The sequence below is a fragment of the Streptomyces sp. NPDC053432 genome, from assembly GCF_055585365.1.
In genome coordinates this window covers 386,887-399,731 of record NZ_JBVJKF010000003.1, presented here as the reverse complement: position 1 = coordinate 399,731, position 12,845 = coordinate 386,887, and the positions used below count along the sequence as shown (strand labels likewise).

The window sequence follows — 12,845 nt, the reverse complement described above, 5'->3', positions numbered from 1 at the left end:
GTGACCGGACACTTCGACCGGTTCATCTCCGAAAGCCGCGACCGGGGCAGGGTGGTCGTTCAACCGCGGATGGGCTTCGGCAGCCTCCGGGCGATGCGGGACGGGCTGTCCCAGGTCGCGTCGCTCGGGCTGCCGGCCGTCGGGACGCTCACGCTCGACAGCTACACCAGGGTGGGCGACTACACCACGCCCCTGGAGCGGCTGGCCGCCGGTGAGGAGGTGAACGGGTACCCGCTCGTCTCCCATCCGGCACAGGCCACCGAAGCCCTGCTCGACGGGCTGTACGGACCGGGGTTCCCGGTCCAGGTGCGGCACGGCACGGCGCTTCCGCTGCGGGTCTTCCAGAAGCTGGTCGAAGTCGGCCTCGACGCGACCGAGGGGGGCCCGGTCTCCTACTGCCTCCCCTACAGCCGGCTGCCCCTCGCCCGTGCCGTCGCGGCCTGGGCGGAGAGCTGCCGGTTCCTGGCCGGCGAGACCGAGTCCGGTCACATCGAGAGCTTCGGCGGGTGTCTGCTGGGCCAGCTCTGCCCGCCCTCGCTGCTGGTGGCCACCTCCGTGCTGGAGGGCTGCTTCTTCCGGCAGCACGGACTGCGCCACATGTCCCTGAGCTTCGCCCAGGGGGTCCTCACGGAGCAGGACCGCGGGGCGCTGCGGGCACTGCGCACCCTCGCCGCGGAGCACCTGTCCGGGGTGAACTGGCACGTCGTGCTCTACACGTACATGGGTCTGTTCCCCAAGACGCCGGACGGTGCCACGGCCCTGATCCGCGACAGCGCCCGGCTCGCCCGCGACTCCGGGTGCGAGCGGATGATCGTCAAGACGGTCTCCGAAGCGTGGCAGATCCCCACGGTCGCGGAGAACCTCGCCGCGCTGCGCCTGTCCGCCGAGGCGTCGGGCGGCACCCCGGCGGCGTCCACGGCTCTGGAGGACGCCTTCCACGACGAGGTGCTGGAAGAGGCGAGGCTGCTCGTCGACACGGTGCTCGGCCTCGATCCCGACGTCGGCGCCGCGCTGACGAAAGCGTTCGAACGGGGCATCCTCGACATCCCGTTCGGCCTGCACCCCGACAACGCCGGCGCGGTGACGTCCGTCATCGACGACCGGGGGGCGCTGGTGTGGGGTTCCCGCGGCAACCTGCCGCTGCCCGCCGTGTCCGGGAGCCGCGGATTCCACGACTTCAGCTCCGGCCATCTCCACACGATGCTCAACCACGTCGCCGACCGGTACGACCGCACTGCGGCACGCGCCGAGGCGTGACTCAACCAAACCCAGATTCCGATCAGTTGGCGAGACGAACACCAGTGACCCCAGAAGTTCCCGAACAGCCCGCCGTCGTGTTGGTGGACGCGTTCTCCACCGGAGCCCTGCTGGCGCACCAGGCCGCCGGCCGCTGCCGCCTCATCCACGTGCGCTCGCGCCGCGAGCTCCCGGCGACCTTCGCCGCAAGCCTGCCGGCCGGACTGTTCGAGGAAGACCTCACCTACCCGGGCAACGAAGCGGACGTGCGGCGGCGGCTCGCCGAGATCGGAGCGGTCGCCGTCATCCCGGCGAGCGAGTTCGGGGTCGAGGCCGCCGACGAGCTCGCCTCGGCGCTGGGCCTGCGCGGGAACGACCCCGCGCTCTCGTCCGCCCGCCGGAACAAGGCACTCATGATGGAGGCCCTGGCGGCGGCGGGCGTGCGCACGCCCCGGCAGCTGGAGACCGCGAACGCGGACGAGGTGCTGGAGTGGCGGCGTGCGCACGGCATCGACAAGGTCGTCGTCAAGCCCCTGGACAGCGCCGGCTCCGAGGACGTCTTCACCTGCGCCACCGACGAGGAGATCAAGGACGCGGTCGAGGCCGTCATCGGCAAGACCAACCTCATGCTGCGGGCGAACGAGGCCGCCCTGGGGCAGGAGTACCTCGTCGGTGACGAGTACATCATCAACTCGGTCAGCAGGGACGGCACGCACCGGTTCACCGACGTGTGGATCAGCCGCAAGGCGGTCGTGGACGAGGGGAGGAAGATCTACGACTACGAGGACCTGATCGCACCGGACGACCCGCGCCTCGACGAGATCCTGCCGTACGTGAGCGATGTCCTGGCGGCACTCGGCATCGCCAACGGCCCCGCCCACACCGAACTGATCCTCACGCCGGATGGTCCCGTGCTGCTGGAGACCGGTGCCCGGATCTCGGGGCTCGCCAATCCCGCCGCCCTCCGGCAGTGCACGGGCGCCGATCAGGTGAGCCTCACGCTGGACTGCTACACCGCCGACGCGCCGGAGCTGACCCGACGGCCGGTGCGCTACGAGCGGTTGGAGTCGGCGCGCTGCGCGAACCTCATCGCGCACCGGGTTGTCCCCCTGGCGGAACAGGCCGTACGAGAGGTGCTGGAGGGGCTCCCGGCCTTCCAGAGCGTCCGCTTCCGCAAGGCCGACGGCGCGCTCACCAGCCGCACGGTCGACCTCAACTCCTCCCCCGGGGCGGTCTTCTTCGTCCACCGGGACGACACCGAGATCGAACGCTCCTACCAGGCGTTGCGCGCGATGGAGCACGAACTCCTCTGACATCGCACGCTCGTTGCGGTTGCCCACCTATGAAACGCGGTGAGTCACATGCCCGTCACTTCCCAGCAGTTCCGCGAGATATTCGGTTCCTTCCCGACGGCCGTCGCCGTCATCACGGCGATGGACGAGAGCGGTGAACCCCGGGGGTTCACCTGCAACGCCGTCTGCGCCGTGTCCGCCTCACCGCCGTTGCTGCTGATCGGGGTGGACAAGAAGTCCCAGACCCTTCCGGCGATCCTGTCCTCAGGGGCCTTCGCGGTGAACTTCCTCGCCGCGTCCGGCGCCGAGGTGTCGCAGACCTTCGCGGGCAAGGGCCAGGACAAGTTCGCCGGCATCCCGTGGGAGCCGTCCCCGGTGGCGGGCGGCGCGCCCGTGCTGACCGACGTCGCCCTGGCCGTCGCCGAGTGCCGCACGGAGAAGACGGTCGAGGCCGGTGACCACTGCCTGATCATCGGACGGGTCGACGCCGGGACCGTCCTGCCCCGGGAACCCCTTCTGTACTGCCAGGGGGCCTACAGCACCTGGCCCTTGCCCGCCGCAGTGTAGGCGGCACTCGGCCGCCGCACCGGATTCCGGTGCGGCGGCCGGCTCAGACGGGTGTGGTGGAGGCGGTCACCGGATCGCGTCCGGCGGGTCCACCTTCCCGACCAGCCCGTGGGTGCGCCCGTCCAGCGCGGCGCGGACCAGTTCGGCGACGCGTCGCCGGCTGCTCGCCTCGGCCTCCTCGGACAGGAAGGCCCGATGGCTCGTCACGACCACCGACGGGTGGGCGAGGACGGGGTGCCAGCGGGGGTCCTGATGCGGGTTCTCGGGCGAGAACACGTCCAGGCCGGCTCCGGCGATCCAGCCCTCCCGGAGCGCCCGGTGCAGGCCCTCCGGCTCGACGAGCCGCCCACGGGCCGCGTTGACCAGGTACGAACCGGGCTTCATCCGGCTCAGGGCGGCCTCGTCGAGCAGCCCGTCGGTCTCCGGGTTCAGGGGGCAGTGCAGGGTCACCATGTCGGACTGCGCGAGCAGCTCCTCCAGGGTGTCGACGCTCCGGGCGCCGTACCCCTCGGCGAGGTCGCGGCCCACGTACGGGTCGTGGACCAGGACCTGGCCGTAGAAGGCGCCCAGCCTCCGGGCGACGGCGCGGCCGATCCGGCCGAAGCCGACGATGCCGAGGGTGCGGCGGTTGGTCCGGTGGGGGGTGCCGCCGGCGTAGATGTCGAACGTCCCGCCGACCAGGGTCTGGTGCTGCGGCACCAGCTGCCGCTCCAGTGCGAGGGCCAGCGCGGAGGTGTGGGTGGCGACCTCGTCCACGCAGTAGTCGGGGACGTTGTAGGCGGGCAGTCCGCGCCGCGCCAGCAGGCCGGCGTTGAGGTTGTCCACGCCCACGCCCTGCCGGACCACCACCCTCAGTCCCCCGCCGGCGGCGTCGAGGAGTTCCTCGGTCACCTGTGTGCGATAGACGACGAGGACGTCGCACCCGGCGGCCCGCTCCAGCATCCCGGGGCCGGTGATCCGGTAGCGGCCGTCCTCGTGAGGGCCGAAGCGCAGTTCGACGTCGGGACCGAGGACCTCTCGCTCCACGGTGGCCAGCGAGGGGTCGAGGCGTCCGCCCTCGACGAGCCACGGCGGATCGGTGTACAGCACACGGGTTCGGGTCACGGGGGTGCCTCCTTGGCGGCGTGAGCGGTCGGTTCAGACGAGAAAGCGAAGGACGTCGTCCTCGGTGAGGACGCAGGGGTTGTTCCAGGCCCTTCCCGAGGCGAGCGCCGCGGTCAGCGGCTGCCGCCATTCGTCCGCCGGAAGGGCCAGCTCGCGCAGCCCGACCGGCAGCCCCGCCGCGGCCAAGAGCCGTCGCACCAGCTGCTCCACGCTCCCCCCGGTGGCCTCGTGGGTGAGGCGCTGTACGGTCTCCACCCGCCGCCGCACCGCCGCGGCGCCTTCGGGATGCCGGCATTCGTCCTCGCCGAGCACGGCGTGCCGGCCCATCAGCCAGTCCAGGTGCAGCGCGACCGCGGTGCCGTGGGCCAGGCCGCGGCGCGCCGTCAGCTCGTACGACAGGGCGTGCGCCGCGGTGGTCCTGGTGAGGTCGATGGCGGTGCCCGCCACGGAGGCGCCGTACGCCATGCCGGTACGGACCTGCGGGTCCTCGAAGGATCCCGTGGCGGCGGCGCGGGCGAGGGCCGGCAGCAGCCGCTCCAGGGCGCGCACGGCCAGCGCGCGGGACCGCTCGTCGGCCGACACCGACCAGTACGACTCGACAGCCTGCGCGAGCGCGTCCAGGCCGCCGGCGGTGGATTCCGGGTGGGGCAGCGATGCACTGAGCAGCGGATCGACCAACACCACGTCGGCCCGGGCCCGGGCGAGGTCGAGGGAGTGCTTGCGGCCCCCGACGTACACGGTGGCGAACCTGGTCATCTCGCTGCCGGAGCCGGCGGTGGTGGGCAGCAGGACGAGCGCCGCCCGACGCGGTTCGGTGATCAGCTCCGGCTGCCGGAGGCAGTCGAGCGGGCGGGCCGGCTGGGCGCTCAGCACCGCGACCGCCTTGGCCACGTCCAGACTGCTGCCGCCGCCGATGCCCACGACCACGTCGGGGCGGAAGCGGCGGGCCAGAGCCACGCCGTCCCGTACCTGCCCGATGTCGGGATTGGGCCGGACGCCGTCGAAGTGCTCGGTCCGGAACCGGCCCGCCCACCGTTCGACCAGCTTCCCGGCGCCGGACCTCAGGTACGACGTACGCCCGTGCACCAGCAGGACCCGGCGGCAGCCGAGTTCCTCCAGTGCCGCGCCGAGCAGACCGGCCGCGCCCGCCCCCAGGTAGGCGGCCGGATGGCCCGCGAGGGGCTGCAGACCGGTACCGGCCACGAGGGAGCGCATCGCCCGGCACGGGTCTGGGCGGACTTCCCCGGGCCCCGGAGCCGACAGGACCCGGTCCCTGAGGGCCGGCGGGGACGCGCGCATCAGCGGCCCTCCCCGGCCTCGCCGAGCCCCCGGCCGAACCGGGTCGCGATCTCCGTCACGGAGAGTCCGCTGGAGGCCCGCTCGCCGGCCGAGCCGCCGACCCGGCCGTCGACCACCAGCAGGGACGGTCCTGCGGCGGCGAGCGCGGCCCGGACGGCACCGCGCAGCCGGCCGACCGAATCGACCCGGGCCACGTGGCGGTAGCCCGTGGCCCGTGCGACGTCGTCGAAGCGGACGGCCGCGGAACCGGTCGGCTGGCCGCCCGTCGAGTCGTAGGCACCGTTGTCGAAGACGATGTGGACCAGGTTTCCCGGTGCGTGGTGGCCGATCGTGGCGAGGGTGCCCATGTGCATGAGCACGGCGCCGTCCCCGTCCAGCACCACGAAGTTCTCCGCCGGGCGGCTCAGGGCGGCCCCGAGCGCGATGGCGGACACATGGCCCATCGAGCCCTGCATGTAGAAGTTCCGGGGCCGGTCGCCGCGGTTGTACAGAGCGCGGGAGAGGTAGCCCGTGGTCGACAGCACGTGCTCGTCGCGCAGTTCGGCGAGTACGGCGTCCACCAGGTCGTCACGGTCGGGGCGGGCCGCGTCGGGGCGGGCCGGGTCGGGGACGGCCGGGTCGGGGACGGCCGCTGCGGCAGGCGCCTTCGGATCGTCCTCCAGGGCTCCCTTGGAGACGAGGACGAACGCGGGACGCCCCGATTCCAGTACCGGACGGGCCTCTCGGAGCACCTCTTCGAGTCCGGGCCCGCCGGGCCGCAGCATCCAGTGCGGCACCTCCAGCGAGTCCAGCCACTCGGGCACGACCTTGCCCATCCAGTGGTGCTGGGGCTCTCCGGCGTCCGCCGCGGGCCAGCCGCGCATGCTCACCAGCACCAGCACCGGAATCCGGTACGGGAGCACCAGTGAGGTGAGCGGGTTGACCAGGTTGCCGAAGCCCGAGTTCTGGGCCAGGACGGCACTCGGCTCGCCCGCCAGCCGCGCCCCGGCGGCCACGGCCAGTGCGGCCCCTTCGTTCGCCGCGGGCACGTAGCGGACGTCCGGGTGGTCCTGGAGCTGCCGGATCGGTCCCGCGAAGTACGAGCACGGCACCCCGGAGACCAGGCTCACGCCCGCCGTCCGCAGCCCCGCCACGAAGGCCGAGGCCGAGGTCATGGCTTCGTCCGGTAGCCCGCGGGCATGCCCTGGAGCGCGAACACTTCCGACATGGGGGCGATGCGCTCGTCCACGGACCGGGCCGTGCCGGCGGCGTTCAGCTCCCGCAGGACCTCCTGCACCCCGCGGACCGCGGCGCGCAGGCCTTGGTTGGCGTAGATCACCAGGCGGAACCCGGCGTCGTAGAGCTCCTGCTCGCTCACCGAACCGTAGGTGGTCGGGACCGCCACCAGCGGTACGTCCAGGTCCCACCGGGAGGCGAACTCCAGCACCTCGTCGGGCCGGCGGCTCTTGCTGTGCACGAGCACGGCGTCCGCTCCGGCGGAGGCGTAGAGCCGCCCGCGGTCCAGGGCCTCTTCGACGTCCAGCCCGCTGATCAGCGACTCGGTGCGGGCGATCAGGACCATGTCGTCGTCGCCCAGCGCTTCCCGGCCGGCCTTGATCTTCAAGGCGAACTCCTCGGCCGGGACCAGGTCCTGCGCGGCGTCCGCGAAGCTGTTGATCTTCGGAAACAGCTTGTCCTCCACGCACATCGCGGCGATGCCGATCCGTGCGTAGCGCCGTACCGCGTAGGCCAGGTTCATCGGCCCGCCGAAGCCGGTGTCACAGTCGGCGATCACCGGGATGCCGGTGACCGCGTCCATCGCGGTGGCCGCGTCCAGGTACTGCGTCATCGTCACGAGGCTGGCGTCCGGAAGGCCGTGGCTCGCCGAGATCTCGAAGCTCGACGCCCAGACCGCGTCGAAGCCGGCCTGCTCCACCAGCTTCGCCGTGAGCCCGTCGTGGGCTCCGACCGCGCGGACCGCCGACGGCCCCGCCAGCAGGTCCCGCAGCCGGTCGGTCTTCGACGCCGGCCGTGCGAGCACTCCCCCCGAACTCCGCTCCGACATCAGTTCCCTTCCTTGCTGTACCAAAGCCTGTCCTCCGCCACGTACCGGTCGATGCCGCCGGCCGCCATGGTGCCCACGGCGTGGCGCACCTCCGGGGTGACCGCCCCAGCGATCCGGAGCAGCAGCAACCGGGGGCGGCCCCCGTCGGCCGCCGCGAACGTGATCGGAACCTGCGGCCGGACGTAGGCGGAGTCCCCCGCCGCGAGCGTCTCCTCGAACCGCTCCCCCTCGAACTCCCACCGGAGGCGTACGGGGTCGTCGCCGAGCACGTACAGGTACTGGTGCTGGTAGGTGCTCAGTGCGGCCGCCCGCGCCGGGTCGTCGAGCAGCACGTCGACCTGCAGTGCCGACGTGTGGGGGTGCAGCGGATCGCCGGCGAGCCTGGTGATCCGGTAGGCCGCCGCGCCGTCGCCGGGGAACTCCCAGCTCCGCGCGGTCCGGGCGTGCTGGATGGACACGCCGTCGACCGATGAGCTGCGCGGAAGCAGCAGGTCGCGCACCGACACCCCCAGCCCGGCCGCCAGCACCTCCAGCTCCTCCGCCTCCGGGGTGGCCCCACCAGCGGCGAGTGCCTCGGCGCGCCGGGGCGAGAGGCCCGTCCGCTCGGCGAGTTCGGCGGTGGTCACCGCTCCGGCGTCCATGAACGACCGGATCATCGCGCCCGGCACCCGGGACCCTTCGGCCAGCGGGACCGCCTGGGCCCGGGTCGCCGCCCTGCCCAGGACGGCCAGCTCCCGCTGCGCGTCGCCGACCAGGGCGCCACCGTAGGTCAGGGCCAGGATGCAGGCGGGCTCGGCGTCGGTCCGCGCCGCGAAGGAGTGCGGTGCGAAGGGAAGGCCCCAGACGGAGTCGCCGGTCTCCATGGGGACGCAGTGCGAGGTCCCCTCCCACCGGTAGTAGTAGTTGACCGGGCCGATGAAGTACGTGAACTGGTACAGCAGGTGGCCGCGGTTCCACTGGACGAGGGGGTTGTCCGCCTCGTTGTCACCGACGACCCGCAGCATGCGGATCCACTCGGGACGGTAGGAGGCGAGCCGGGACATCGCGGTGTCCCGGTACTCGTAGTAGGGCTGTCCCGCCCTGCTGAGTACGCGCGAGCTCGCCCGTGACGCCTGCTCCCGCATGACGTCCACACCGTGCGGGCAGTCGTCGTGCACCGGCAGCAGGTCGCGCTCGTTGAGCGGCCAGATCTCGGCGGCACGGCGCATCAGCTCCCAGTCGAGCGGCCGGCTCCCGTCGGCGTACTGTGCGAAAGTACCCTTTTCCAGCCCGAGTTCACGCTCGGCGTTCTCGTCGTCACGCTTCAGGTCGTTGGCGGCGGCACGCAGCAGCGCACCTGCCCGCCGTGCGAAACCATCCTCCGGTCGCACGAGGCTGCTCCCTGTCCTTGGCCTGGTCGGTCGGTCGGGCAGCCCCGGGTGCCGTCCGTGAGGGAGGTCGCCGCGCACGTGGCCCGGACCGGCCGCCGAAAGCGGACAGCGCGGAGCGAATCCCTTTATCCAATGGTCGCCACACGCAAGGAAATGCACCGATCACATATGAACCACAACACACCGGGGATGCCGAATGAGCACGCGCCGGGGCCCGCCCAGGACGAATCGCCCGGCATGTGGCCTCCGCTTGTTCGCGAGCTCGCCAAAAAGGCCCGTATAGCCTCTTGACGCAACATCACACCGGCATGCCATCACGCCCGCAGGCACCCTGTCAAGATCGACCGGCAGCGTCACGGACGACAGAGATGCACGTCACGGTGGGGGTGGCACCGGCAGGAACCGCCCAATCCGCACATTCGGAATCTCCCGCCGCGGCTCCTGTGAACGGCGCCCCCAACCGGCGGACGCGGCCCCGGAATTCGGTGCATCACCGGCCGCAATTCGACTCGTGAACCACCTCTCTTTCAGTCCCGGCCCAGAAGTCCGGCCTCCTCGAAGGAATTCCGGGTGATCCCGTCCTCGAAAGCGCCCACTTCGGCGAAATAGCGGACGAGAGAACGGGAGGCCTCGGCCACGTCGCGTTCGACCTGTTCCCGCGGCCAGGATTCCTCCACGACCTGCTCGATGTCCTCGGCCGAAAGCCCCAGCAGGCGCAGATCCCCCACCGCTCGGGCGTAGTCCGGTTCGAGGAAGGCGTAGATCGCCGCCGGAACCCGGGGCCCCACCAGTCTGCGTTCCCCCGGGGTCAGGGCGGCCCAGAGATGACGCAGGACGGAGCGGAAGTAGACGTGGTGGCGGCCCTCGTCCTCCGCGTGGTCCCGCACGTGGTCGCGCACCGACCCGGGCAGCCGTTCGTCGCGGGGGATCTCCGAGAGGATGCCGGATATCAGGGTCTCGCTGACGATCGCGAAGACGAGCGCCTCGACCCCCCTGACCTCGTGGGCGAGGCCCTCCCTGATGGCGTCCAGACGTCCTGTGAAGGCGGGCGGGCTGCCGTCCGGCCGGCCCAGCGGCACGCCGGTGGCGTCGCGCAGTTCGGACGCGAAGTCGTAGGACGTCTGGGCGTGCCAGGCCTCGTCCGTGACGATCTTGAAGGCGTCGGCCCTCATGCCCTCGGGCAGGTCCAGCCCCGACCGTCCCCTGCTGATCGCGGTCGCGACCGGCATCACCGCCAGGGCTTCGAGTTCGGAGGTGAAGTCCAGGTAGTCGTGGAGGCGTCGGAGCAGCAGCCACTCCACCTGTTCGGCGCCTCGACGGGCGACCAGGGGATGCGTGACGACGGGGTGGAGCTCGGGAGGGAAGTAGAGCGAACCCGAGCCCTCGAACGATCGCCGGGGCCTGGCGCGGACACCGGCCAGGCTGTCCCAGCGGCCGAACCTGCTGTCGTACGCCTCGCTGCGCCCGCGGCCCTCCACCCGTGCGGGGACGAGCAGTTCGGCGGCCCTGCCCCGGTACATCACTCGTCCCGGACGAGGAAGCCGAGGTCGAGCAGGTCGCACAGGTCGTCGTGCACGTCCTCCCGTCCGGCGCCTTCGGCGTCCAGGATGTCCGCGAACGCGGTCTTCCCGTCGATCGCCCGCAGGACCGCCAGCGTCGGTGTGCCGGCCTCCAGCTCGAACTCGATCTCTCCGTCCTTGAGCAGGTACCACTGGGACCCGGCCGGATCCGTGAGCAGCAGCAGACCCTCGGCGAACGCGAACACCGCTTCGCCGCCCAACTCCCGTGTGCGGAAGGCCGAACCGATGTCGGAGGAGGTGACACGATCGCCGACGAGCTCCCGACGGATCGGTCCGGCCGAAATGTCCTCGAGGCGCGGCGGGTTCGCCGCGAGGTCCGCGAGCAGACCCATGTTGAGCACCCGCATGAGCATCTCCACGGCCGGAGCGTCGGTCGCGCCCTCTCCGAGCCGGGCCAGGTGCCCGCGCACGCGGTCCGCGTCGATGAAGTCGGCCGCTCCGGGGGCGGCGAGCGCCCGCTCGACGAGCGCCTGCGAATCCGCGTGCATGAGGCGGGCCAGCATCCGGTAGGCGTAGTGCGTGCCGGAGCCGTAGAAGAAGGGGCCCTTGGGTCGTTCGGCGATCCTCGCCGGCAGGTGGCCCTTGACGGCCTCGCGGAGGATCCGCTTGTCCCACAGCAGCTCCGGGCGCAGCCGTTCCGGGATCCTCGCGGACAGCTCGACCAGACGGTGGTCGAGGAACGGCACCCGCGCCTCGACCCCGCTTCCGGCCGCGGTGCGGTCCTCGTGCCAGACGTTGTACTGCTGGATCTGGAGGTACTCGGACCGCAGGTAGGCGCGGTAGATCCCGTCATCGTCGGAGCGCGGGCCGCCGAGGGCCTTCTCGGAGATGAAGGACGGCCCTTCCGCCCACCAGTGGCGCAGGTCCGGGCGCCGACCGATCCGGGTGTTGCGGTCCATGAGGGCGAGGCTCTCCATGAAGGAGGTCCAGTCCCCGCCGAGCTCCCCCGCGTAGCCGCCGTTGAACTCGTCGCTTGCCGCGCCGAGGAGCACACCGCGCAGTCCGGGCCGTTCCCGGCGTGCGTACCGGTGGAGTTCGTGCTTGTAGTAGACCTCGGGGCCGCACATGGGGGTCTCGGTCAGCCACAGGAGGCGCAGCCACTCCTCGGGGGTGGGCGCGTGGTCGGCCGGAAAGACGACCTGGTGGTTGGGTACGCCCAGTTCGCGCGCGATCCACGCGGCGTTCTCGGCGTCCCCGTTGTCGAGGGTGCCGCCGGTGAGCACGGTGAAGGTGTGCATGCCCTCGCGCTTGTCGCCCGCCAGGGCGAGGACGGCCGACGAGTCGACGCCTCCGGAGAGGAACAGACCGAGCTCGGTGTCGGCCGTGGCGCACTCACGGACGGAGTCCTCCAGCAGCTCGGCGTACCGCCGGACGAACTCCTCCGCGTCCGCCGACTCGTCGGCGTCGGTGGGCAGTTCCCAATAGCGGTGGTCGGACGTACGGCCGTCGCGGAGGTCGATGCGCCGGATCGTGGCGGCCGGGACCTGCTCGATCCCCTCGAACCAGGTGGTCGGCTCCGCTTCGTTGAAGCTGCCCGCCGCGGCCAGCAAGGGGCTGGCCAGAGCCGCTTCCCAGTCGAAGCGCCGGGGTGTGGCGGGGTCCGCGAAGAGGCCCTTGATCTCCGAAGAGAGCACGATGCGCTCGGCGTTGCGGTGCAGGTAGAGCGGCTTGATGCCGAAGCGGTCCCGGGCGAGCACGAGTTGGCCCGCGACCCGGTCCCACAGGATCAGGGCGAACATGCCCCGGACGTCGCGCAGGAACTCCAGCCCGTACTGGCGGTAGAGGTAGAGCAGGACCTCGCAGTCCGATCCGGTCTTCAGCTTCACACCGCCGGGCAGCGAGGCGGCGAGCTCGCGGTGGTTGTAGATCTCGCCGTTCACCACGAGCACCAGCGAGCCGTCGTCGCTGACCAGCGGCTGGCTGCCGTCCTCGGGGTTGACGAGCGCCAGCCTGGTGAAGGCCAGCCCCACCGCGCCGTCGCGCAGGACTTCCCGCTCGTCCGGCCCGCGGTGGTCCAGGATGTCGGCCAGCCGATTCAGGGCGGCGTCGGCCTCCGCACCGAGTTCCCGCCCGTCCAGACGAGCGATTCCCGCGATTCCACACATATCGAAACCCCCAGCCACCGCCCGGTGCCGCGAGGGGCTCGGGCGAGAGCGGGGCCCCGGTTTCCCGGAGCCCCCACTCGTTTTTTCATTTTTCAGGAAACGCGCTTCAGAGCAGTGCCCTGCGAAACCGGCGTAGCGGTCGGCTTGCTGTACTTCTTCATATGGGTCCACCTCCCCCCTGAGAAACTCATCGGATTCGCCGCAGAATTCACGGCAGGCAGCCCTTTTCGGGGCCTGCCGGGGGCGGC

The 12,845-nt window shown here is 71.6% G+C and carries 10 protein-coding genes; 3 read left to right on the top strand and 7 right to left on the bottom strand.

The features are described 5' to 3' along the window. From ACZ6Y1_RS07880 to ACZ6Y1_RS07870, 3 genes are read left to right on the top strand one after another with little or no spacing between them, the layout of a single operon-like run. Nucleotides 1-1,257, top strand: a complete 1,257-nt coding sequence (locus tag ACZ6Y1_RS07880; protein ID WP_469624677.1) for a methylaspartate mutase — start codon at nucleotides 1-3, stop codon at nucleotides 1,255-1,257. Between the two features lie 44 nt (nucleotides 1,258-1,301). Further along, entirely contained in the window at nucleotides 1,302-2,549 is a 1,248-nt protein-coding gene (locus ACZ6Y1_RS07875; RefSeq protein ID WP_469624675.1) for an ATP-grasp domain-containing protein, read from the top strand. Nucleotides 2,550-2,597: 48 nt separating this feature from the next. Continuing rightward, a complete protein-coding gene (locus tag ACZ6Y1_RS07870) occupies nucleotides 2,598-3,095 on the top strand; it encodes a flavin reductase family protein (protein ID WP_469624673.1) in 498 nt (165 codons plus the stop codon). A gap of 66 nt (nucleotides 3,096-3,161) precedes the next feature. Here ACZ6Y1_RS07870 and ACZ6Y1_RS07865 read toward each other — a convergent pair whose 3' ends face one another. From ACZ6Y1_RS07865 to asnB, 7 genes are all read right to left on the bottom strand, one after another. After that, nucleotides 3,162-4,199: a C-terminal binding protein gene (locus ACZ6Y1_RS07865; protein ID WP_469624671.1), complete on the bottom strand. Its 1,038-nt coding sequence runs from the start codon at nucleotides 4,197-4,199 to the stop codon at nucleotides 3,162-3,164. A gap of 33 nt (nucleotides 4,200-4,232) precedes the next feature. Continuing rightward, nucleotides 4,233-5,414, bottom strand: a complete 1,182-nt coding sequence (locus ACZ6Y1_RS07860; protein WP_469624668.1) for a phosphonoacetaldehyde reductase — start codon at nucleotides 5,412-5,414, stop codon at nucleotides 4,233-4,235. Nucleotides 5,415-5,497: 83 nt separating this feature from the next. Further along, nucleotides 5,498-6,652, bottom strand: coding sequence for a phosphonopyruvate decarboxylase (aepY, locus tag ACZ6Y1_RS07855; protein WP_469624666.1), 1,155 nt, complete (start codon nucleotides 6,650-6,652; stop codon nucleotides 5,498-5,500). Beyond that, on the bottom strand, nucleotides 6,649-7,542 hold the full coding sequence (locus ACZ6Y1_RS07850) for an isocitrate lyase/phosphoenolpyruvate mutase family protein (RefSeq protein ID WP_469624665.1): 894 nt from the start codon (nucleotides 7,540-7,542) through the stop codon (nucleotides 6,649-6,651). Before ACZ6Y1_RS07850 ends, aepY begins: the two co-directional genes overlap by 4 nt. Beyond that, nucleotides 7,542-8,912 carry a hypothetical protein gene (locus tag ACZ6Y1_RS07845; protein ID WP_469624662.1) on the bottom strand — a complete coding sequence of 457 codons (1,371 nt, stop codon included), beginning with the start codon at nucleotides 8,910-8,912 and terminating at the stop codon, nucleotides 7,542-7,544. The genes ACZ6Y1_RS07850 and ACZ6Y1_RS07845 overlap by 1 nt, the downstream gene beginning before the upstream one ends. Nucleotides 8,913-9,439: 527 nt before the next feature. Next, entirely contained in the window at nucleotides 9,440-10,432 is a 993-nt protein-coding gene (locus ACZ6Y1_RS07840) for a diiron oxygenase (protein ID WP_469624659.1), read from the bottom strand. Next, nucleotides 10,432-12,597 carry an asparagine synthase (glutamine-hydrolyzing) gene (asnB, locus tag ACZ6Y1_RS07835; protein ID WP_469624657.1) on the bottom strand — a complete coding sequence of 722 codons (2,166 nt, stop codon included), beginning with the start codon at nucleotides 12,595-12,597 and terminating at the stop codon, nucleotides 10,432-10,434. The genes ACZ6Y1_RS07840 and asnB overlap by 1 nt, the downstream gene beginning before the upstream one ends. Between the last annotated feature and the right edge of the window lie 248 nt (nucleotides 12,598-12,845).